Origin of the sequence: Thiorhodococcus mannitoliphagus (genome assembly GCF_010915725.1) — a bacterium.
GTDB classification, from domain to species: Bacteria; Pseudomonadota; Gammaproteobacteria; order Chromatiales; family Chromatiaceae; genus Thiorhodococcus; species Thiorhodococcus mannitoliphagus.
Genome location: NZ_JAAIJR010000054.1, coordinates 12630 through 34689 on the forward strand (window position 1 = coordinate 12630; position 22060 = coordinate 34689).

At 62.6% G+C, this 22060-nt stretch carries 20 protein-coding genes; 12 read left to right on the top strand and 8 right to left on the bottom strand.

Annotated elements, in window-relative coordinates; translation table 11 throughout:
• Window positions 1–29: 29 nt before the first annotated feature.
• On the bottom strand, window positions 30–656 hold the full coding sequence (locus tag G3480_RS13980; RefSeq protein WP_164654509.1) for a Maf family protein: 627 nt from the start codon (window positions 654–656) through the stop codon (window positions 30–32).
• A 47-nt stretch (window positions 657–703) separates the two neighbouring features.
• Window positions 704–1177 carry a 23S rRNA (pseudouridine(1915)-N(3))-methyltransferase RlmH gene (gene rlmH / locus G3480_RS13985; RefSeq protein ID WP_164654510.1) on the bottom strand — a complete coding sequence of 158 codons (474 nt, stop codon included), beginning with the start codon at window positions 1175–1177 and terminating at the stop codon, window positions 704–706.
• A 262-nt stretch (window positions 1178–1439) separates the two neighbouring features.
• Between rlmH and tatA the strand changes: the two genes are divergently transcribed.
• From tatA to G3480_RS14010, 5 genes are all read left to right on the top strand, one after another.
• Window positions 1440–1706, top strand: coding sequence for a twin-arginine translocase TatA/TatE family subunit (tatA, locus tag G3480_RS13990; protein ID WP_164654511.1), 267 nt, complete (start codon window positions 1440–1442; stop codon window positions 1704–1706).
• A gap of 18 nt (window positions 1707–1724) precedes the next feature.
• Window positions 1725–2063: a Sec-independent protein translocase protein TatB gene (tatB, locus tag G3480_RS13995; protein ID WP_164654512.1), complete on the top strand. Its 339-nt coding sequence runs from the start codon at window positions 1725–1727 to the stop codon at window positions 2061–2063.
• Between the two features lie 582 nt (window positions 2064–2645).
• Entirely contained in the window at window positions 2646–3827 is a 1182-nt protein-coding gene (locus G3480_RS14000; RefSeq protein WP_164654513.1) for an efflux RND transporter periplasmic adaptor subunit, read from the top strand.
• Window positions 3824–7006 carry an efflux RND transporter permease subunit gene (locus G3480_RS14005; protein WP_164654514.1) on the top strand — a complete coding sequence of 1061 codons (3183 nt, stop codon included), beginning with the start codon at window positions 3824–3826 and terminating at the stop codon, window positions 7004–7006. Before G3480_RS14000 ends, G3480_RS14005 begins: the two co-directional genes overlap by 4 nt.
• Window positions 7007–7193: 187 nt before the next feature.
• Window positions 7194–7841: an SOUL family heme-binding protein gene (locus G3480_RS14010; protein WP_164654515.1), complete on the top strand. Its 648-nt coding sequence runs from the start codon at window positions 7194–7196 to the stop codon at window positions 7839–7841.
• A 357-nt stretch (window positions 7842–8198) separates the two neighbouring features.
• On the opposite strand, the gene G3480_RS14015 is transcribed toward G3480_RS14010, so the two are convergent.
• The 6 genes from G3480_RS14015 to G3480_RS14040 all read right to left on the bottom strand — a co-directional run bounded on the left by G3480_RS14015 (window position 8199) and on the right by G3480_RS14040 (window position 13208).
• On the bottom strand, window positions 8199–8810 hold the full coding sequence (locus G3480_RS14015) for a DedA family protein (protein WP_164654516.1): 612 nt from the start codon (window positions 8808–8810) through the stop codon (window positions 8199–8201).
• A 13-nt stretch (window positions 8811–8823) separates the two neighbouring features.
• A complete protein-coding gene (locus G3480_RS14020; protein WP_206171711.1) occupies window positions 8824–10239 on the bottom strand; it encodes a sodium-dependent transporter in 1416 nt (471 codons plus the stop codon).
• Window positions 10240–10515: 276 nt separating this feature from the next.
• Window positions 10516–11076: a ZrgA family zinc uptake protein gene (locus G3480_RS14025; RefSeq protein ID WP_164654518.1), complete on the bottom strand. Its 561-nt coding sequence runs from the start codon at window positions 11074–11076 to the stop codon at window positions 10516–10518.
• Window positions 11066–11203: a hypothetical protein gene (locus tag G3480_RS14030; protein WP_164654519.1), complete on the bottom strand. Its 138-nt coding sequence runs from the start codon at window positions 11201–11203 to the stop codon at window positions 11066–11068. Before G3480_RS14030 ends, G3480_RS14025 begins: the two co-directional genes overlap by 11 nt.
• A gap of 15 nt (window positions 11204–11218) precedes the next feature.
• Window positions 11219–12067, bottom strand: coding sequence for a metal ABC transporter permease (locus G3480_RS14035; RefSeq protein ID WP_164654520.1), 849 nt, complete (start codon window positions 12065–12067; stop codon window positions 11219–11221).
• 412 nt (window positions 12068–12479) lie between these two features.
• Complete coding sequence (locus G3480_RS14040; protein WP_164654521.1) at window positions 12480–13208, bottom strand: metal ABC transporter ATP-binding protein; 729 nt, start codon at window positions 13206–13208, stop codon at window positions 12480–12482.
• 798 nt (window positions 13209–14006) lie between these two features.
• Between G3480_RS14040 and G3480_RS14045 the strand changes: the two genes are divergently transcribed.
• From G3480_RS14045 to G3480_RS28980, 7 genes are all read left to right on the top strand, one after another.
• Window positions 14007–14594 carry a GspH/FimT family pseudopilin gene (locus tag G3480_RS14045; RefSeq protein ID WP_164654527.1) on the top strand — a complete coding sequence of 196 codons (588 nt, stop codon included), beginning with the start codon at window positions 14007–14009 and terminating at the stop codon, window positions 14592–14594.
• A 14-nt stretch (window positions 14595–14608) separates the two neighbouring features.
• Window positions 14609–15049: a type IV pilus modification protein PilV gene (pilV, locus tag G3480_RS14050; RefSeq protein ID WP_206171712.1), complete on the top strand. Its 441-nt coding sequence runs from the start codon at window positions 14609–14611 to the stop codon at window positions 15047–15049.
• A 17-nt stretch (window positions 15050–15066) separates the two neighbouring features.
• Entirely contained in the window at window positions 15067–16122 is a 1056-nt protein-coding gene (locus tag G3480_RS14055) for a PilW family protein (protein ID WP_276611707.1), read from the top strand.
• A gap of 12 nt (window positions 16123–16134) precedes the next feature.
• A complete protein-coding gene (locus tag G3480_RS14060) occupies window positions 16135–16704 on the top strand; it encodes a pilus assembly PilX family protein (RefSeq protein ID WP_206171713.1) in 570 nt (189 codons plus the stop codon).
• Window positions 16705–17048: 344 nt separating this feature from the next.
• Window positions 17049–17306 carry a hypothetical protein gene (locus G3480_RS14065; protein WP_164654525.1) on the top strand — a complete coding sequence of 86 codons (258 nt, stop codon included), beginning with the start codon at window positions 17049–17051 and terminating at the stop codon, window positions 17304–17306.
• Between the two features lie 520 nt (window positions 17307–17826).
• Complete coding sequence (locus G3480_RS14070) at window positions 17827–21294, top strand: pilus assembly protein (protein ID WP_164654526.1); 3468 nt, start codon at window positions 17827–17829, stop codon at window positions 21292–21294.
• A gap of 8 nt (window positions 21295–21302) precedes the next feature.
• Complete coding sequence (locus G3480_RS28980; protein ID WP_276611708.1) at window positions 21303–21770, top strand: type IV pilin protein; 468 nt, start codon at window positions 21303–21305, stop codon at window positions 21768–21770.
• The last annotated feature ends 290 nt before the right edge of the window (window positions 21771–22060 follow it).

Consider the following 22060-nt stretch of genomic DNA (forward strand, 5'->3'; position numbering starts at 1 on the left):
ATATCGGCCGCCGATCACTGATGGTTCTCTCAGGCACCCGCTTCGCCGACCGCGATCAGGCCGATACCCGCCCGCTCGAGCAGTTGCCCCGTCTCGCAGAGTGGCAGCCCCATGACACCCGAGTAGCTGCCGCGCAAGTGCGTGACGAAGAGCGCGCCAAGACCCTGGATCGCATAGCCGCCCGCCTTGTCGCAGGGCTCCCCGGTTTGCCAGTAGCGGCGCATCTCGGCTTCGGAAATGGGCCTGAAGCTGACCTGGCTCTCGCTGACCACCGAGCGCATCGCCTGACCGACGGCCAGACAGACTCCAGTCAGCACCCGATGCGTGCTCCCGGAGAGGGCGCGCAGCATGGCCAGGGCCTCGGCTTCGTCGCGCGGCTTGCCTAGGATCCGATCGCCCGAGACCACGGCGGTATCAGCGGCCAGCACCGGAAGCGCTGCGGCTGAGCCGAGCGCGGAAGCTGCGGCCCGCGCCTTGTCCAGCGCGACCCGGCTGACATAGTCCCGCGGCGACTCTCCCTGACGTGGCGTCTCGTCGGTGTCCGCCGGGGCAAGCGCGAAGCGAATTCCGATCTGCGCCAGAAGCTCGGCCCGTCGAGGCGACCGGGATGCCAGGTAGATCTGAGGGTCAGCGTCGCCCGTTCTCGTAGATCCCATTCTCTTCAACATCCAAAGACGAACAACCGCAGCCAGCCCGCCGGGGCTCAGCCACCACGATGATAGGGGTGCCCCCGAGTCAGACTCCAGGCGCGATAGACCTGCTCGGCGAGGATCACGCGCACCAATGGATGCGGAAAGGTCAGCGGCGACAGCGACCAGCGACGCTCGCAGCGCGCGAGACAATCCGCCGCCAATCCATCTGCGCCACCGACGAGCAAGGCTCGGTCGCGACCATCGCCCATCCACTGCTCGAGTTCTGCGGCCAGCATCTCCGTGCTCCAGGTCTTGCCGCGCTCGTCAAGCGCAACCACTGCCGCGCCCTTGGGGATCGCCTTGAGAATGCGGCGACCCTCTTCCTCGCGGGCTTGGGCAACCGACGTCGACTTGGCGCGACGTACGGGGTCGATCTCAACCAGCGTCAAGGTGCATTCCGGGGGCAAACGCTTGGCATACTCCTGATATCCCTGCTCGACCCAGCTCGGCATTCGCCGTCCAACGCTGATGAGATGAATGCGCAAGGCTCTGCCCCGAGAGTCCCGAAAGGCCCGGCATCATCGCCCATATCGTCATCCGACGTAAACGCCCGCTCGCCTCGGTGGTCGCGCGCGCAGGCCGAATCAAGTCGCTTTCGGGGTCATCGCGCTTCGGTTATGATCAGAAATTCGCGCCTCCCCGGACAGCAATGCGTATCGGCCCTGCTCGCGAAGCAGGGGCAGCCAGCGCGCTGGGCCGGGCAGGATCAAGCGACCTACGAATAACGACATCTAGACGGAGACACCCATGGGAGTCGGCGGCATCAGCATCTGGCAGCTTTTGATCATCCTCGTGATCGTTCTGCTGCTATTCGGCACCAAGCGATTGAAAGGCATCGGCTCGGATCTCGGCGAGGCCATTCGCGGCTTCCGCAGCTCGATGGCAAATTCAGACAAGGACGAGGACGCATCCGGCGAGCCGACCCCATTAGGCCGCGCCGATGCACAGCGCAGCGGCGGAACCGATGCCCCCGCGCAAGGGGCGAAGCAAGAAAGCACCAAGACATCTGACTGAGCGGAGCCCGCCTAAGCCATGTTCGACGTTGGCTTCCAAGAGCTGCTGCTGATCGGGGTGGTTGCGCTCATCGTGGTCGGCCCCGAGCGACTGCCGAAGCTCGCCCGCACGGCCGGCATGTGGGTCGGGCGGGCACGCAGAACACTCTCCAGCGTCAAGCAGGAGATCGATCGCGAACTCAAGGCGGAGGAACTCAAGCAGGTCCTCGAGCGCCAGTCGCTCGCAAATCCTCTCGACACCATCCTCGAAGAGACACCGCAGAAGGTCGGCCAGTCCTCGACGCAGGCCACCGAGACCCAGGGCAAACCCGCAGTCCAATCGCCCTCGGCGGGAGCGGATCCCCGGCGCACGCCCTGAGGGTCCCTCTGAATATTGCAATCGCCCGAGCTGCAAGGGGCGAATTCATTCGCCCTCCCGCCAGTGCCAAGGGCGACTAAAAAAGTCGCCCCGAGGTTTCTCAGACAGGCTCCTAGCAAGGGCCGCAGCGTCCGCTTGGCGCGAAGGCGATTTCCGTCAAAGCTCCCCCCTGAATCGTCTCGCGCCCCGCCTTCCGTGTCGCACCGGCGGTCACTTAGAAAGTGGCCATCAACACCTTCCCCCCTTTCGCAAAGGGGGGCTAGGGGGGATTTCGGGCCGGATCCTTCGCATCGGGAAACAATTAATGAGCGCTTTCTTAGCCCAGCGATGCTCCGTCAGAAGGCGAACCTCGATCCGACGCCAGCTGGCATGAGAATTTCCGCCAATCGCCTAAATCCTGTTATTCTAGTCAGGTAATTAGCGCTGCACGGAAAGTGGCGACCTGCTGAACCCATTCGGTCGATAAGGCTCAAAGGAAACACAGACAGCGCCGCACGAGCCAGGGAGTGAGCTTGTGCGGCGCGCTTGCGCGCCTCATATCCCAAGCGCTCCCGTCACGAACCCGAGAATGATAGCCGTACCATGCCGCGCCGCATCCTACCGATCCTGATTTTCGCCGTCGGAATCGGCACCTTCTTGGTGCTGAAGGAAACCCGCCCTGTCCCCATCGCCGTCGTGCCGAAGGAGCGCATTTGGCGCGTCGAGGTCACGCAGGCCGATCTGGCGGAGCATCGGCCCATCCTCTCGCTGTTCGGCCGCATCGAGGCGCCGGATCGCGTGCGCGCCGCGGCCCCGGTCGCCGGCCGTCTCATCGAGATCAACGTCCGAGACGGCGACCTGGTGTCCAAGGGCGAGCTGCTGGCCAAGCTGGATCCGCGCGATCTCTTGCCGCGACTCGAGAAGGCCAAGGCCGACCTCGAGAAAGAGCGCCTGCAGCTGGTCCATGATCAGGAAGCCTTGGAGCAGGAGCGCAAGATCCTGGAGCTGGGACGACTCGCCGTGGAGCGCGCGAACACGGTACAAGCCAAGAAGCTGGCATCCCTGTCCAGTGTCGACGAAGCCAGAGAGCAATACGCGCGAGCCCAATTGGCCGTCACGCTGCGCGAGCAGTCGATTGCCGCGCATCCGGCGCGCCTCTCCGCCCTGGAGGCCGCCTATGCAGAGGCTGAACGCGATGCTGCGCGCGGCACCATCACCGCGCCCTTCGAAGGACGCATCGGCCTCGTCGAGGCCGCAGCAGGCGACCAGCTGCAGCCGAACGAGACCATACTCACCCTCTACCCGCTCGAAGGACTCTATATCCGCGCCAAGATACCTGGCGCCTTCAGCGACGAGCTGCGCGAGGCACTGCAGGACGGCGCGCGCCTCGAAGCCAAGGGGCTCTATGCAGGCCAGCCCATATCGGCCGTCCTAGAGCGACTCTCGGGGGAGGCCGATGCCAGAGGCGTGGATGCCCTGCTCCGTCTCGCACCAGGGAGCAACGCCCCCTTGGGTGCCTTCGTCAGCCTGCAACTCGAGCGCCCCGCGACAGCCAATAGCATCGCATTGCCCTTTGCCGCCCTGCACGGTGGTGACCGCATCTTCGTCGTCCAGGACGGCCGTCTAAAAGGCATCAGAGTTCAGCGGCTCGGCGAACTGGTCGAGCCGGACACCGGGCAAGATCTGGTGCTGGTGCGGGCGCCGGAACTGAAGTCTGGTGATCAGGTGATGATCACCCACCTGCCCCACGCGGTCGAAACCCTCAAGGTGGAGCCACTGCAGTGAGCGAGGGACTGATCGCGGTCTTCGCCCGCCACAAGCTGCTGGCCAACCTCCTCATGGGGTTGATCTTCATCCTGGGAGGCATCGCCCTCACGCGGATGAACATCCAGTTCTTCCCAACCTTCGCGCTGGATTTCGTCAGTGTGCGCGTGGTTTGGAGCGGAGCCTCCGCCGAGGATGTGGAGCGCGCCATCGTCATCCCGCTCGAAGAGCGGCTCAAGACGGTCGACGGCCTGAAGAAGCTCACCTCGACCTCCAGTCAAGGCATCGCAAGCCTTTCCCTGGAGCTGCAAGACGGCACGGATCCCCTCCTCGCCCTGGACCAGGCGCGCCAACGCGTCGACGAGTTCCGCAACTTGCCGCAGGAAGCGGAGACCCCGCAAATCAGCCGCGTCTCGCGCTATGAGTCGGTCGCCAGACTGCTGGTCTCCGGCCCAAGCCTGGCCGAGCTTCGCCCCTGGGTCCGCCAATTCGAGCGCGAGCTACTGGCGCGCGGCATCGACCGCGTGGATATCACCGGCCTGCCCGAGGAGCGCATTGCCATCGAGGTGCCGGGCCGAGTGCTCGAGACACTCGGCCTCTCGCTCGATGGCATCGGCGAGCAAGTGTCGCGCCTGGCCCGCGACATCCCCTCAGGGATCGCCGGCGAGGCGGACGGCGCGCGTGAGCTGCGCAGCCTGGAGCAACGGCGCGACCCAGTCGCCTTCGAGGACCTGCCGATCGTCAGCAGCGACCGCAGCCTGGTCAGACTGGGGGACGTCGCGACCATCGTGCGTGAGGCGCGCCCCGCCAGCCTGACGCTCTCCGCAGTCCAGGCCGAGGGGGCGCGCGAGCAATTGGACGACGGCCCCGCGACCGTGGAGCTGCTGGTCCAGCGCGCCGAGCAGGGCCACTCGCTCAAGGCCGCCAAGGTCTTCGAGGCCTGGCTGAAAGACACCCGCCCAACGCTGCCGCCAGCCATCGAACTCCAGGTCTTCGATGCCAGCTGGGAGAGCATCAAGGACCGCATCGATCTCCTCACCTACAACGGTCTGCAAGGCCTCACGCTGGTCTTGCTGATGCTCTACATCTTCTTGCCGGGACGGGTCGCCTTCTGGGTGGCCATGGGCATTCCGACCGCCTATCTGGCGGCGCTAACGCTACTCTGGGCCTTCGGCGGCACCATCAACATGATCAGCCTCTTCGGTCTGCTGTTGACGCTCGGCATCATCGACGACGACGCCATCGTGATCGGCGAGCATGCGGAGGCCAAGTACCGCCAGGGCCTCCCGCCCGCCGAGGCGGCAATCGCCGGGGCGCGCCGCATGTTCTGGCCGGTGGCGGCATCGGCCTTGACCACGGTCGCCGCCTTCCTGCCATTGATGCTGGTCGGCGGCATCATGGGCAACATCCTGGGAGACATCCCTTTCGTCGCCATCATGGTGCTCATCGCCTCGCTGGTCGAGGTCTTCCTGGTCATGCCCGCTCATCTGCGCTCAGCCTTCGAGCATCACGCCGAATCCAGGGTTCCGCGCTGGCGGCAGCGCGTGAACGCTGGCTTCGATCGCTTCCGGGACAATGTCTATCGCCCGCTCGTCGTCTGGGCGCTGCACTGGCGCGGCGTCACCGTGAGTCTGGTGGTCGTGCTCATGATGCTCGCCGTCGGACTCATCGCCGGTGGACGCGTGCAGTTCGTCTTCTTCCCAACGCCCGAGTCGCAGATCGTCTTTGCCAACGCGACCTTCGTTGCAGGCACGCCGCGCGAGCACACCGCGACCTTCCTCAACGAGCTGGAGCGGGCCTTGATCGAGACCGAGGCAGAGCTTGGCGACGGACTCGTCGAGGCAGCGGTCGCACGGCTGGGGTCAACGGTTGCCGTGGACGTCGGCGGTGGCGGACAGGGCGATCAACTCGCCTCCGTGCAGGTGCAGCTGGTGCCTTCTGAAGACCGCGATGTCCGCAATGAGCAGTTCCTGGCGACCTGGCGTAAGAATGTGCGCATGCCGGCCGGCCTGGAGAGCCTGGTCGTGTCTTCACGGCGGGCCGGACCACCGGGCCGCGACCTGACCTTGCGCCTGACCGGAGACGATGCCGACAAGCTCAAGGACGCCGCACTCCAACTGGCGCAAAGTCTGGAGAGCGTGCCTGGCGTCTCCGACATGGTCGACGACATGCCCTATGGACGCGAGCAGCTCATCTACAAACTCACACCTGCCGGTCAGGCGCTGGGGCTGACCACGGAGACACTCGGCAAACAACTGCGCGCCGCCTTCGATGGGCATCTGGCTCAGCTGGTGCAAGTCGGCCAGGACGAGCTGGAGGTCCGCGTCCTGCTGCCGCGCGCCGAGCGCACACGCTTGAGCGCGCTGGAACAGCTACTCATCCGTGTCCCGGACGGCAGCTTCGTGCCGCTCACCACGGTCGCCTCATGGCAGACGCAGCGCGGGTTCGAGGCACTGCGCCACGCGGAAGGCCGACTCGCCGTCGAGGTATCAGCCGATATCGACCGGGCACTCAGCACGCCGGACAACGTGCGCGCAGCCGTCTCCAAGGAGCTGCTGCCGAAGCTCAAGCGCGAGTACGGGATCGACTACAGCTTCGAGGGACGCGCGGCCGACCAACGCGAGACGCTGGGAGACATGCGGCTTGGTCTCATCCTGGGGCTGGGGATGATCTATATGGTGATCGCGGCCGTGTTCGGCAGCTGGGGCTGGCCGCTGGTCGTCATGACCGCGATTCCGCTCGGGCTGGTCGGCGCGGTCGGCGGACATTGGCTCCTGGGGCTCGATCTCACGCTGCTGTCGCTCTTCGGCCTCTTCGGCCTGGCCGGCATCGTGGTCAACAACGCCATCATCCTGGTCAGCATGTATCACGAGCTGCGCGACGAGGGTATGGACATCGACAGCGCCCTCGTCGAGGCGGCGGTCTCGCGTCTGCGCGCCATGCTGCTGACATCCGCCACCACGGTGGTCGGTCTAGGGCCGCTGATCTTCGAAACGAGCCTCCAGGCCCAGTTCCTGATCCCAATGGCGGTCTCGCTCGCCTTCGGCGTCGGCTTCTCGACCATCCTCGTGCTCATCTTCACCCCAGCCCTGCTCTCGCTCCACGAGAGCCTGCATGCGCGGGCGTCGCGGTTCTGGGCGTGGCTGATGGCGGACACCAAGACCGCGCCGACGACTCCAGGCCTTGACCTCGGCAAATGACAACCAACTGACAGCCTTGCCTTGGCAGGGCCTTCACGACGTCCACCTTCCACTCGATGTTTGCAAACAGCTTCTAAAGCCGCCTGCGCAGAGACATCATGAAATTCGGCTCGCCGACCACAGATGAGTGACAAGCCTGTGCATTGACACACAGAACATCCCATTCAAACGAGGTCGATCGATCGACATGAAGACCCTGCTGATCATTCTTGCTTCGCTCGCATTGCTGGGGATCGCCGCGATGGCGGTCTTCGTCTTTGTCGTCCAGAACGTGGAGACACCGGACTATGAGGTGGTGCGCCAGGAAGGTCCCTTCGAAATCCGCCAATACCCGCCATTGGTGGTCGCCGAGGTGGCTCGCAAGGGCAGCCGCAAGGAGGCGCTGAGCGCGGGCTTCTCTCCACTCGCTGGCTATATCTTCGCCAAGGACCGCACGGGAGATCGGGTCGCCATGACCGCGCCTGTCACACAGCAGCCCGGTGAGAAGATCCCCATGACCGCGCCGGTGACCCAAGCGCAAACGGCCGAGGGTAGCTGGCGAGTGCGCTTCATCATGCCTTCGAGCTACGCGCTGGAGGCATTGCCGCCGCCAGCGGACCCGGATGTTCGGCTCCAAGAGCTGCCGCCGCAGCGGGTCGCGGCCGTCAGGTTCAGCGGCCGAACCACGGACGCGGCCATCGCCGAACAAGAGGAGGCCTTACGAGCATGGCTGCAGGCGCAGGGCTTGTCAGCAGCGGACTCCCCGGTTTACGCCTATTACAACGATCCCTTCACCCCGGGCTTCCTGCGCCGCAACGAGGTCCTCATTCGAGTCGCTGAAACCCAGAAGGGTTGAGCGACCTGCGGGATCATGCTGCAGCGATGCCACCCACAACGCCGACGGTGGAACCGCTGCGCGTTCCACCCTACAGGGTGATGCCGTCGCGATGGCCGGAGTGATGACCAACCCCGGAGTTCGACGACCCGCTGGTTTTTGAAGCCACTGAAGCCTTGACCTCAATCATAAACCCAGCCGGTAGGGCGGATGCCCGCAGGGCGATCCGCGAGCGATGCCAACCGCAACGCCGACGGTGGAACCGCTGCGCGTTCCACCCTACAGGGTGATGCCGTCGCGATGGCCGGAGTGTTGATCAACGCCGGAGAGTTCGGCGAAAAGGCGCCCTCGGCTAGCGCCTGAATGGATGAGATCCACTCAATCCGTCGACACCGGCTGGCGGCGCTGCCAGAGGTAGTAGGTCGCAAGGGTAAGGCCGACGAATGCCAGTGCTCCGCCAGTGACCAAGGGCAGGTTTTCCATGATGAGCTGCTCATTGCCACCGATGAAATAGCCCAGCGCCACGAGCACCGCCGACCAGAGGCCGGCCCCAACCCCGGTATAGAGCGCGAAGGTCCCGATCGGCATCCGACCGAGACCGGCCGGCAGTGAGACGAGTTGGCGAATGCCAGGAATCAACCGCCCGGTAAAGGTCGAGATCGCCCCGTGGCGCAAGAAAAAGGCATCTGTCTTGTGCAGCAAGGCTGGCCGCACGAAGAAATACTTGCCGTACCGCTCGAGAAAAGGACGCCCGACCAAGAGCGCAAACCCGTAGTTGATGAAGGCGCCCAGAAGACTTCCAAGGACAGCCGCAAGCATGATCATCGCCAGGTTCATGGACCCCTGATAGGCGAGATAGCCCGCTGGAATCAGGACCACCTCGCTGGGGAAAGGGATCAAGCTGGATTCTATGGACATGAGGACGAAGATACCCGCGTATCCCCACCCATCGACCGTCGCGAGAACCCAATCGACGAATTCATGCAGCATGCGAGCGCTCCCGCTAAATGATACCAATGGCGTTGAAGAAAACGATGGCGACCAGCAGCGGTGAAATGTAGCGCACCAACAGCGACCAGGTCTTGTAGCCCATGCCATCGCGCATGCGAAGCTCGTCCATCGAGGCCGAGCGCGACATGATCCAGCCGGCGAAAAGCGCGATGAAGAGCCCGCCGAGCGGCAGCAAGATGTTGGCGGTCAGGTAGTCCAGCAAGTCGAAGATCGTCTTACCAAAGAGCTGGAACTCCTCGCCTGACAGCAGGTTAAAGGAGAGCACCGTGCCGATGCCAAGGATCCAGGCAAGAACCCCCATGAGCACCGCAGCTGAAACACGTTTCATGCCGTGATTCTCGACCAGCCAGGCCACTGCCGGCTCGATGAGCGAGATGGCCGAAGACCAAGCCGCAAAGACCAACAACAAGAAAAACAGGGTTCCGAAGAACTGACCGCCCGGCATGGCGCCGAAGGCAATCGGCAGCGTCTGGAAGATGAGACCGGGTCCGGCCGCCGCCTCCAGACCGTTGGAGAAGACGATTGGAAAGATGGCCATCCCCGCCAGCAAGGCAACTGCGGTATCCGCGGCTACGATGGCGAAGGTCGCACGCGCGATCGAGGCATTGGCGGGCATGTAGGATCCGTAGACCATGATGGCGCCCATGCCTAGGCTCAGGGTGAAAAAGGCGTGACCGAGCGCCACCAGCATGGGCTCGCCGGTGAAGCGACACTGCTCCACACCAGCCGCAGTCACCTCGCAGTGATAGAAGACCTTTTCGAAGTTCGGACTGAAGAGAAAGTCGAGCCCCTCGGAGAAGGCACCGAGACTCATCGCATAGCCGACCAGGACCAACAGGAGGACGAAGAGTGCCGGCATGAGAAAGGTCACGGCCTTTTCGAGACCACCGCGCACCCCCCGAGCCACCACGACCATGGTCATGACCATGAAGATGCTGTGCCAGGCAAGCACGGACAGCGGCGCGCTCAAGAAACCGTCGAACTGAGCGGCGATCGTCTCTGCGGTGGCGCCGTTGAAGGCCCCGGAAGCGGCGCGAAAGACATAGGCGAGCGCCCATCCGGCAATGACGCTGTAGTAAGAAAGGATCAGAAATCCGGTGATGACACCGCCCCAGCCAAGCAGCGACCAAGCAGGATGCGCCTGCTCGTCCTGCACCAGGGAGCGCATGGTGTTGATCGGACTCTGTCGCCCGCGCCGGCCCAGCAGGATCTCCGCGATCATGATGGGGACACCGATCAAGGCGATGCACACGAGGTAGACGAGCACGAATGCCCCGCCGCCGTTCTCGCCGGTAATGTAGGGAAACTTCCAGATGTTGCCCAGCCCCACGGCGGAGCCAACCGCGGCCAGGATGAAAATGAACCTGGATGACCATTGGCCATGAATCGAGCTTCGCTTTTCCGTCATGAGGTCAGCGCCCCTGGTCATGAGATAGCATCAGCGCGCCATTTTCCGTGAAGGCGCAGAGCGGAACAAGGCATGAGCGGGCGGAATTCACGCCTCGAGGTGAGCGCGCAGTATCGGCCACTGCGCTTGGGTGCCAGCGGGATCGCAGGCGAGAGCAAGCAGCATCAACTGCCGGGGCGTCCTGCTCACCCGCTGGCTGTGCCGCGCGAGGACCCTTCGCCCATAGGGATCGCACCGCCTTTGCGCAGCCATCTTGTTGGAGATCGGCAGAGCCGTTCAGAGGGGAACGAAGCTGACGACCGGATTGCCCGGGGTCAGCTCGGCTGCGCCCTGACCATCCGGCATCAGGTACCGGACGAGCGCGCGCTCCAGCGCTGGAAAACCCATGAAAAGGCCGAGCGCGGCGCTGTCGAGCGCCTCGGGCCGTGCGCACTCGAAGCGATACTCCGCCGAGATCTCCACTCTTGCAGGCCCATCTCTAGTCGTCGACTTCCCCGACCTAACCGCATCCGGCAGGTCGGTGTCGACCTTGGCCTTGACCAGCCGACAGCCCGCCTTGGTATTGAAGCGGATCATGCCGTCACCAGCCGCAAGGTTCTCCCGCGCCAACTTCAAGGTTTCCGATTCCACTTGCGTCCGCGGCGCGGACTCGAAACCGAGCATGGTCGCGGCCGGGGCGAAAAGCCCGACAATGACGTGACTCCCTTCGATGGTGAATTTGAGATTGGCGATGCCATGAACATAGGGCCGCCCCTTACCTTCGGCGTGCGCGCACAGGCCCTCGCTAGCAATCAGCATCGCCGCAACGCCAATCCTCCAAAGGGGCTTACTCAGCATCGGCTGGCTCCGACTTCGCGGGTGTTGAAGAGTCGCGGGTGTTGAATGCGTGGCTGGGGCGCCCGCCGCGCTTGCGGCAGAGGGTGTCCGCCTTGCGCGGGCCGAGGTCGATGCGCTTGGAGTCCATCCGCGTGCAATCCAGCTAAACCGCCCTCGCCAGCCGCCGGGCCCGACGTCGGCGGATGAACTGGCTCAAGAAGGCCGAGACGACATAGACACCACCAGCGAGCAAAATCATGGTGGGTCCGGCGGGCAGATCCGGACCAAAAGATAAAGCGAGACCACATGAAGTGAAGCAGGCCCCGAGCAGTGTCGCGATCAGCATCATGCCGCCTAGAGATTGGACATAGTGACCGGCGATGGAGGCCGGCAGGGTGAGCAAGGCGATCACCAAAATGAGACCGACGACCTGGATGAGCAAGACGACGGTGATGGCGACCAAACACAGCAGGAGCAGATAGAAAAAGGTCACAGGCACGCCTCTCAGCCGCGCCAGCTCCTCATCGAAACTGATCGCAAGAAACTGCCGATAGAAAAGCACCACCGTGACAATCAGCACCAGATCCAAGCCGGCCATGAGCCACAACTCCTCGGTCGGCACCAGGAGGATATTGCCGAACAGAAAACTCATGAGGTCGGAGGCATAGCCCGGCGTCTTCGCGATGAAGAGGACCCCGATCGCCATGCCGATCGCCCAGAGCGCACCGATCAAGGTGTCCTCTTGCGTCTTCCAGGCCAAACGCACCGTGCCGATCAACAGGGCTGAAACGATGGCCGCGATCAGGGCGCCGGCAAAGGGATCAAAGCCGAAATAGAGCGCAGCCCCCATGCCGCCCAGCACCGAGTGGGCGATGCCACCGGCCATGAAGGTAATGCGCTTGACGACGACAAAGGTCCCGATGACCCCGCAGCCAATGCTCGCCAAGAGCCCGGCCAGCAGAGCCGACTGCAGGAAGCCGTACTCGCCCAGGGCTGCAAAGAATCCGCTCATGGCTCCACGCCGTCTCCTAAGTGATGCTTCAAGAACAGCCTGACCACCCGTTCGGCCTGTCGCCCTCTAGGAGCCTGTCCGACTTAGGATGAATCGGCTGCGGAATCGGGAGAACGGTCCCTTTCGCCCCGCTTTTTCGTTACATAGAACCACTATGCGCCTCAAAACCGGAACGAAATGGCCTCGCTCTCCCACTTCCTCGCTTCGATCCCCCCAAGTCGGACAGGCTCCTAGGGGGCTGTCCGACTAAAGGCCGAACCTCCGACCCATGGCATGCCCGTAAGAAAGCGTCCATCAACAACTTCCCCCCCTTTCGCAAAGGGGGGCTAGGGGGGATTTCGGGCGGCATCGCTCGCATCGGGAAACAATTGATGGACACTTGCTAAGCCCAGCACTGACCTTCTCGCCCGCCTCAGTGTCCATGCGCAACCTGGCGCACGTGCTCGCCGTAGAGGTGCCGCACCGTGTCACCGTCGATCTCAAGCGTCCTATGACAGGTCAAGGTGCGATTGAGACAAGCTACGCGACTGACATACTCAGAGATAAAGGCGATGTCGTGCGACACCAGCAAGATGGTCAAGCGCTGGTTCAGCTCCGCCAGCAGACCGAAGACGTCGCTCTCGGCACGCTGATCGACGTTGGCCGTGGGCTCGTCGAGGATGAGGATCGCGGGCTCGCTCACCAAGGCACGGGCCAAGAGCACCCGCTGCAACTGTCCGCCCGAGAGCGTCCCGACGGACCGCTGCGCAAGGTCGGCGGCCTCGACCTCCTCCAAGGCGCGAGCAGCGGCCATCCGATCCGACTTGCCATAACGTCCAAGCAGCCGACCAATGCCCAATCGGCCCATCAAGACGACCTGCTCGACCGAGATTGGGAAGTCACGCGAGAAGCTCGGGTACTGCGGAACATAGCCAATGTGCCGCACCGCCTGACGCGGCGCACGCCCCAGAACCCTGATGCGCCCGGCCTGAGGCTCAAGCAGGCCCAGCACGAGCCTCAGTAGCGTGCTCTTGCCGCCGGCATTGGGACCCACCAGCCCAAGGAACTCGCCGCCCTGGATCGCCAGCGTCACATGCTCGAGGACCAAGGTCTCTCCATAAGAGAAGCTGACATCCTCGACTTGGATCACAGGCTCAGTCATGCCGCCCATCTCCCCGTGACAGTCTCAGAGAAAGATAACCATGAGAGGCGTCGATCATCGTTTCGGCCATCGTCTTGCGTAGAGGGTGGACAAGCGCAGCGCAGTCCACCAACGCCGACGCGGGATTCGGTGGGCTTCGCTCTCGCTCGTCCACCCGGCCCAACTGATGACCAAGGCCCCATGAGGCCTCGATCATCCTTCGGTCCAACCGCGCGCTCGGCGGGAGCGCGGCGAGGCGCCGCTCCTACGTCGCTTTGACTGCTTGAAGGGTGCGTGGCCCTGAAAATTCATGTAAACAGCGCATTATACATCGCGCATCCCGCGCAAAGTACGCTGTCGCTTTTCGCAGGATGGCATTCGTCTGCTTCGGCCGCACCACCTCCACAAACAAGCAGGATACCTCCATCGCGCGCTCCTGCTCGTGCTCTGGTAGTGCCCCCTGAAGCGCGTACTCTTTCGGCTCCGCTCATCGCCCTCGTCCCCTGCAATCATCGACATGGCACGAGCCGCTCATCGCAGAGTGATCGCGCGCGAGGCCGACAGGAGGGGTACAGGGCCAAACAAGTGCGGTACACTCCGCTCGCGTACACGAGCCACCTGACCATCGACCGGCCTTTGATCGGCTGAGCTGGAAACCACTTGAGGATCTCATGAGGCGAGCCGCTGACCCTCTCAAGGCCGCGAATCGCATCCGGCTTTCGTCTTTTCAACAGGTTGTGAAAACCAGACCCCAGGTCGCCGATGCTATCGACACTCGCCCAAGGCGGCGCAGTTTACAGATCGACCCAAACACAAGGCATGCTCACGACCTCGAACGACTCAGCAAATTGCGCGTCCCTTCACCTGCCGACGCCCACCGCCCAGCGTGGTTTCACTTTGACCGAACTCGTCGTGACACTCGCGATTGGGGCGATCTTACTTGCGCTGAGCGCCCCCTCGTTTCGCGCGACGATCCTCAGCAATCGCATTGCCACTCATACGAATGATGTTCTCAGCTCACTGAGCCTGGCACGCAGCGAGGCCGTGAAGCGCGGCAAGCCTATCGTCATCTGCAAGAGCAACGATCTCACGAGCTGCTCGAGCACGGGCGACTGGGAGCAGGGATGGATCCTCTTCGTCGACAATGACAACAATGCGGCTGTCGATGCCGGCAGCGGGGACAGCATCGTTCGCGCCCATGGCCCACTGGCTGGCGATGACACCTTGCAGGGCACCAGCAAGATCGACGATTACATTGCTTTCGCCACCAATGGCTTTACACGGATGATCGATGGAAGCTTCCAATCAGGGACGCTCACCTTTGGCCTCTGCGCGGCTGCACAAAGAAACACTATCGTGATCAACAATACGGGCCGGGCGCGTGTCGTGAAGGTTACATGCCCTTAGAGACGAGCATGATAATGAGAAAGCAAGATGGATTTGGATTGATCGAGGTCCTCGTCGCCATGACCGTATTGGCGATCGGGATCCTTGGCATGGCGCACCTGCATGCCAGCGCACTCAAGCTCAACCATAGCGCGGCGATGCGCTCAGCAGCGACCGGCATCGCCTATGACATCATCGACCGCATGCGCGCCAATCGCGCAGAGGCGCTCACTGGCGCCTATGACGGACAGACGATTGCAGCGACGGCGCCGAGCTGCAGCCCGGGCTCCCTAAGCGGCACGACGGTGGCACAGCGCGACATTCAATCCTGGCGCACCGCCTTGGCCTGCACATTGCCCCAAGGCACGGGAAGCATCACCCGAAACGGCTCCGAATTCACTGTAGTCACCCAATGGGACGATAGTCGCGGCGAGTCTGCTCCGCAGCGCTTCGTCGTCGTCGTGGCGGGCCTATGACTGGTGCCCGCACCAGAATGCGCTCCGCCAGTCGCGCGCCGAGAGGATTCTCTCTCGTCGAGATCATGGTCGCCCTCTTGATCGGGATGCTGCTCGTCGCCGCCATCCTGCAGCTCTTCATCGCAAACAAGCAGACCTTTCGCGCCACCGAGGCACTCTCGCGACTCCAGGAGAACGCACGCTTCGCGCTCGAGGTCATGACAGGAGATATCCACAAGACCGGGTACACGGGCTGCCCGAGTTCCAGTGCGCTGACCAATCTGCTGCAAAACAACGCCAGTGTCTGGTGGGAAGACTTTGGCGACGGCACCATTCGGGGCTATGACGGCAACACGGCCTTTCCCGGTCAAGCGTTCGGAACAAGCGTCGGCGCGCGTGTCGCCGGCACCGATGCCGTTATTCTTCTCCAAGCAGGTGGCGACGAGTATAGCGTCGTCTCCCACGCGGCCGGATCGGCGCAGATGACGCTTGATCGTGCGCCTGCGTTCGAGGCCGGCAGCGTCATCCTGGTTTGCGATGCAAAGCGAACCTCTATCCTGCAGCTGACAGCTGTCTCAGGCTCAACCATCACCTTCGCATCCTCTGGCTCAACACCGGGCAATAGCGGCGGACTCACCCATGACTATGGCCAGGACGCTAAAGTCGTGGGATATCAGCCGACCGCCTACTATGTGGGCGTCGCAGCCTCCGGCGCTTCTCCCCGGTCCCTCTATCGCTACCGGCTCGACGTGGCCGGGGCCTCGGCCAATCCCGTCGCCGAAGAGCTGATCGACGAGGTCAACGACCTGCAGCTTCATTACGGGATCGACGCCAATGGTGACAATCTCGTCGACTTGGCCTATCTCGATGCCACTGGCGTGACAGACTGGACTGAAGTGGTCAGTATCCGCCTCAGCCTTCTCTTCCGCAGCGCCGAGGAGAATGTCACCACAAGGAGTCAACGCGTCATCTTCCCCACGCGTGATACCGGGTTGGCCAATGACTCAGGTAGCTGGCTGACCGCGGCGAGCAGCGATCGAGGCCGCTATTGGCCGGCCTTCTCCACGGCCACCATTCGCAACCGCCTGCCTTGAGGAAGCCAACGCATGCCGCGGAATCCGTTAGCGCAACCATCCAAGCCCCCCTCGCGGTCGCAAGCGGGAGTCGCGCTGGTGATTGCCCTTGTCCTGCTCATGGTGCTGACCTTGCTCGGCGTTTCAGTCATCCAGAATACGAGCCAGCAGGAAATGATGGCCGGCAATGCGCACCAGCGGAACCTGGCTTTTCAAGGCGCCGAGGCCTGCGCCAGATGGGCAGAGAGCGGCTGGGGCGTCTCCGGCGAAGGACTGGGAGCAAGCCTATTGCCCTTCTTCAACAACACGACGGCAGGACTCAGACAGCCCCTCACCGCAACGGAGATTGGCGGCACCGATGACAGCGCCTTTTGGTCCGACACCTTCGCATGGACGGACGCAGTCTCTCAGCAGTGCCCGACACCCTCGGGGCTCAGCGCAGCGCCGCGCTTCGTCATCGAAGAGCTGCAGCTGCTTTCACCGGGCGGATCCAGCGTGAAGTTCGGACCCCTACCGCCCACCAAGTATTATCGCGTCACCGCCCGAAGCCAGGGCGGCGCCGCAGACGCGATTGCCATCGTTCAAACGCTCTACCGCAGGTAGCTCGCAGCAGACCGGGCAGATGAGTACATGGTCGCGCGGCCTTGGTCATCCGTTGGACCGGTAGGGTGGACGAGCGAGCGAGAAGTCCACCGAATCCCGCGCCGTTGTTGGTGGACTGCGCTGCGCTTGTCCACCCTACAGAAGAGGACTGGCCCGAAGGATGCTCGACGCCTGGTCGCGCTATAGCGCGGTCTTGCTCAGGATTTACGAATCAGCATTGAACACCCCGCATGTACCAATGATTTACACGAGCCACTAAAAGGGATTTCCAGATGCGATCCGTTACGCAATCTAAGTCAGCGCGCAGAAACCATATCCTTATCGCAGCGATCCTGTGCGCATTCATGAGCAGTCAAACGGGACCAGCCATGGCCTACGATGTTGCTGGTAGTGTGACAGCCATCGATCCATCTGGAAGAAGCATTGAGGTCAACGAGCGTCAATACCGGCTCTCCAGCCAAGCTCGGGTCGAATATGATTCCGCAGCAGGCCAGAGTGCCCTCTCGGTCACGAGTCTGCGTCTCGGAGAGTATGTTCAACTCGAGACCCAGGGAGATACCATCCTCAAGATTCGCCGTTATCGGAAGGGACCGCCTCACTAGAACCCTTGAGGGCGCAAAATGCTCGCAGATGAGTCAAATTTCGATGAAGCGTCCGACCATCCAAGGCCGTCTATATCGGGATCGGGATCGGGGCCTTGATCATCGTTTGGTCCGAGCGCACGACCGGTGGGAGCGGCGCCCCGCCGCGACGGTCGCGCGATCGCGGCGGCGCCGCTCCCACGTCGCTTTGCCTTGAAGGATTCAGGGTGTCGACTCAACCGACTGAAGGGTTCGATGATCAACGCCGGGATCGAACCGACGATAGCGATAGCGATAGCGATGGCATGACGCGTCGGTCTGAGGCGAAGCCTCGCTAGGATTCAGTGTAGGGAAAGGTTTTTAGGAGAGAGAAATGAATCGCACTGCTCGCATAATTGTCGCAAAAGTGAATACCAAGAACTGGATCTTCGCACTCACCGCTTCTTTGCTCAGCTTGAATTGCGCAATAGAGGATGCGCGCTCCGGAACAATTTCTCAAATCCCTCCCTTCGTATCCTTAGGCGGCACAGAACCCAACTTGATGTTCATGCTGGACGACTCGGGCTCCATGATGATCGAGGTCATGCCAGACGACTACATCTATTGGAATCAAGTAGACGCGAGCAACAACTCCATTGGATCAGCTGCCTATGTCTTCCCGCGCGCGGACGGCGTCTATGGCCCCACCGACTACGACAACAATGTCGCGACTATCGCAGATAACATCGCCTATACGGCACTGATGCGCTCTTCGAGCTTCAATAAAACCTACTACAATCCAGCGATCACCTACGAACCCTGGAAGAGATACGATGGATCCTCGTATCCCAACGCCAGCCCGAGCTGTGCCCTGCACAATCCGGAGCGCCCTGGAAGCGGAGAAGCCTACTGTCGCGACCTCACATCCAATCTTCAGAACCTCAGCACAGGCACCACGAATTGGCGCAGCTGTAATGCGAGCGGCTGCTACGCGACAACCACCGCATTACCGAAGAGCGACTTCTGGACAGCAACTTATTTCCATCACAACTCAGGGAGCGAATGGACTTGGGCCAATTATTCGCGTGTCGAGATCCGCTCCACGACACCGAGCTACTCCGGGCACGGCCGTGCAGACCGCACCGACTGCACCGCAGGCGTCTGCAGCTACGCCGAGGAGATCCAGAATTTCGCCAACTGGTACAGCTACTATCGCTCACGGATACTGGCCGCTCGCGCCGGGATTGGTAAGGCATTCCTCGACCTGGATAACAGTGCGCGCGTCGGCTTCGGGGCCATCAACGAGTCCGCTACGACCGTCGACGGGGTCAGCTCCAAGGCGGTGATCCAAGGTGTACGCTCGTTTTCCCCAACCAACCGCAGCGCCTTCTACGACTTCCTCTACACGCATCCAATTCCCGCCGATGGCACCCCGCTTCGGCTCGCCCTGGACGCCGCAGGCCAGTACTTCAGTCGGAGCGATGACAAGGGCCCCTGGGCAGACACCCCCGGCACCAGCAGCGCCCTCAGCTCGAGCTGCCGCCAGAGCTACACGGTGCTCATGACGGACGGCTACTGGACAGGCGGCACGCCTTACGAGGCAGTGACCGCAGACGCGCGCGATGACAACGACAGCACCGCGGCCGCTACCATCACCGGGCCTGGCGGCCAGACCTACACCTACTCATCCACGCCGCCATTCCAGGATAACCGCTCCAACACGCTCGCAGACGTTGCGATGTACTACTGGAATCGCGACCTCGTGGGTTCCCTGGCGAACGAGGTGCCCAGCAACTCGATCGACCCGGCCTTCTGGCAGCACATGGTGACCTATGGCGTGGGCCTCGGCGTCACCGGAACCGTCGATCCCGCCGACGCCTACAACGCAATCGACGACGCCACGATCCCCATCATCTGGCCGGATCCGGACACGAGCGAGATCAACTGCTCCGGCGGGCATTGCTCGGCAAGGATCGACGATTTGCTTCACGCAGCGCTCAATAGCCGCGGGCGCTTTTTCAGCGCGCAGAATCCCGACCAGTTCGCCAAGGACCTCTCGGACGTCCTCGAGGATATCGTTGACCGCACTTCAAGCTCCGCTGCGGCAGTCGCTTCCAACTCGACCAAGATCGGCACAGACACCCTGATCTATCAGGCCAAGTTCGACAGTACCGATTGGTCCGGCAAGCTATTGGCTTACGCCTTGGAGAGCGACGGATCCATCGATGACCCGGACGGCGACGGCAACATTGAGGAGCACGCCGTCTGGGATACCAGCGCAGCGGGCAAGATCCCTGCCCACGCCAGCCGCAGTGTTTTCGGCAGAATCGGCACGGACAACCTGGAGCTTGACTGGGGCTCCCTGACCGCCGGCCAACAGTCGACCCTCACCGGCATGGGCATCGACGAAGACGTTCTCGATTGGATTCGCGGCGACCAAAGCAACGAGGTCCCCAGCGGCGCGCTTCGCAAGCGTTTATCCATCCTGGGCGATATCGTCAACTCCAGCCCGGCCTATGTCGCCAGCTTGAACTTCGGCTACGAGTATCTGCCCGCGACGGCGACCGAACAGTCGACCTATTTCGCCTTCAAGGAAACGAATCAGACGCGCACCAAGATGCTCTATGTCGGCGCGAACGACGGCATGCTTCACGCCTTCGATGCTACCAGCGGCGTCGAGAAGTTTGCCTTCGTCCCGAATGCCTCCCTGGCCAATCTGGCCGGCCTTAGCGCACCGGGCTATACGCACCGCTACTTCGTCGATGGCTCACCTCAAGCGGCTGATGCCTACTTTAGCGGCAGCTGGAAGACAGTCCTGGTCGGCACCATGGGCGCCGGGGGCAGATCGGTATACGCGCTGGACATCACGGACCCGGACAGTTTCGACGCATCCGACATTCTCTGGGAGCTGACCGATGCCGATCTCGGCTATCCGATCAACCAGCTCGCCCAGCCTGCGATTGGGCGCATGCAGAACGGCGAATGGGCCGTCGTCTTGAGCAATGGCTATCAGAGCGACAACCACCGCGCGGTGCTCTATGTCATCAGGCTGTCCGACGGCAGCATCATCAAGAAGGTGGATACAGGGGTTGGCGACGCGACGACGCCGAACGGCCTCGCCGCCCCGGTGCTGGTGGCCGATAGCAATCGCACCATCAAGTACGCCTACGCCGGCGACTTGCTCGGCAATCTTTGGAAATTCGACCTTTCGGACGCGAGCACGGCTGCTTGGCAGGTCGCCTTTCAAAGCGCCGGCACGCCCATGCCGCTGTTCCGCGCGCGATACCTATCAGCCGGGACCGAGACGCCCCAGCCCATCACGGCCGCGCCCGAGGTCGGCGAGCACCCGCAAGGCGGCTATATGCTGTTCTTCGGCACCGGCAAGTTCTTCGAGGTCGCGGATGATAGCGATACCAAGGTCCAGAGCCTCTACGGAATCTGGGACAGGGATGACGGCACCACAACGGCTTACGTGGCCGCGACGGATCGCAGCACGCTTCAGATGCAGGAGATCCTGGCCGAACCGACGATCAACGGCAGGGACTGGCGCATCATCTCTGACAATGCCATCACCTGGTCGGGCACGGGCGCCCAAGACGGCTGGTACATGGATCTGGCTTCACCCCTAAATGGCGCCGAGGGCGAGCGAGCGGTCAGTGCCCCCCTCTTAAGGCATGGACGTGCCATCTTCACGACGATGACCCCCGCAACGGACGTGTGCGCCTCAGGAGGAACCAGCTGGATTCTCGAAATGGACATGACGAGCGGCGGCAGACTCGACTACTCCGTGCTCGATGTCGACGGCGATGACAATTTCGACCCCGACGACTTCGGCAGCTACGCGGGAAATAGTGTGCCAGTATCCGGCGTCTCCACCTCCGGCGACGTTGGCATCATCAGCACGCCGACGATCATCGAGTGCGGCGATGCCGAGTGCAAGATCGCCGCTGGCTCCTCGGGAGCGGTCACGCATATCCGCGAGAAGGGCGCGGGCTCGAGCGGTCGGCAATCTTGGCGGCAGCTCAGGTGAACAACAGCATGACACTCATGGCTTCAAGGCAGAGCGCGCGTACTGGGTCAGCCGATGGCTTCACCCTCATCGAGTTGATGATCACGGTCGCCATCGTGGGCATTCTCGCCACGATCGCCTACCCGTCTTATCAGGACAGCATTCGCAAGTCACGACGCGCGGATGCCAAGGCGGTCCTGCTCGAAGGCGCCCATTGGATGGAGCGCTTCTACACAGAGAACTATCGCTACGATCAAGACCGAGCATCGAATCCCGTTGCGTTTCCGACGTCGCTCACGACCTCACCCATGGACGGGGCAACAAAGTATTACGACATTGCCTTCAACCCAGCAGTCACGCAAAACACCTTTACGCTGCGCGCAACACCGCGAGCGACCGCGGGCCAGAACCAGGACAGGTGCGGCGCCTTGACCCTCACCCACACTGGCGTCAAAGGCGTCCTCGGCGCGGGCGCGACGGTGGACGAATGCTGGTGACGACGCCACGCGGGATGAATGCTCGACGGGATCTGAGTGCCTCGATCATCCTTTAGAAGTGTCCATCAATTGTTTCCCGATGCAAGCCTTGATCATCGTTCCGGCCGGCTGCAAAGCTGACTCTGTAGTCAGGCCATCTTGGCCTGACGATCTCAGGGCTAGAAGCCCTGACTACAGATAGGCACAAGCGATCGGCACCGGGCGGCTTCTTAGGCGGCGCCCGCACCGCGTCACTGACAAGGAACGACTGAGCCCTCCCAGGTTCCTGGGCGACCCGTGCGTGCATGCCC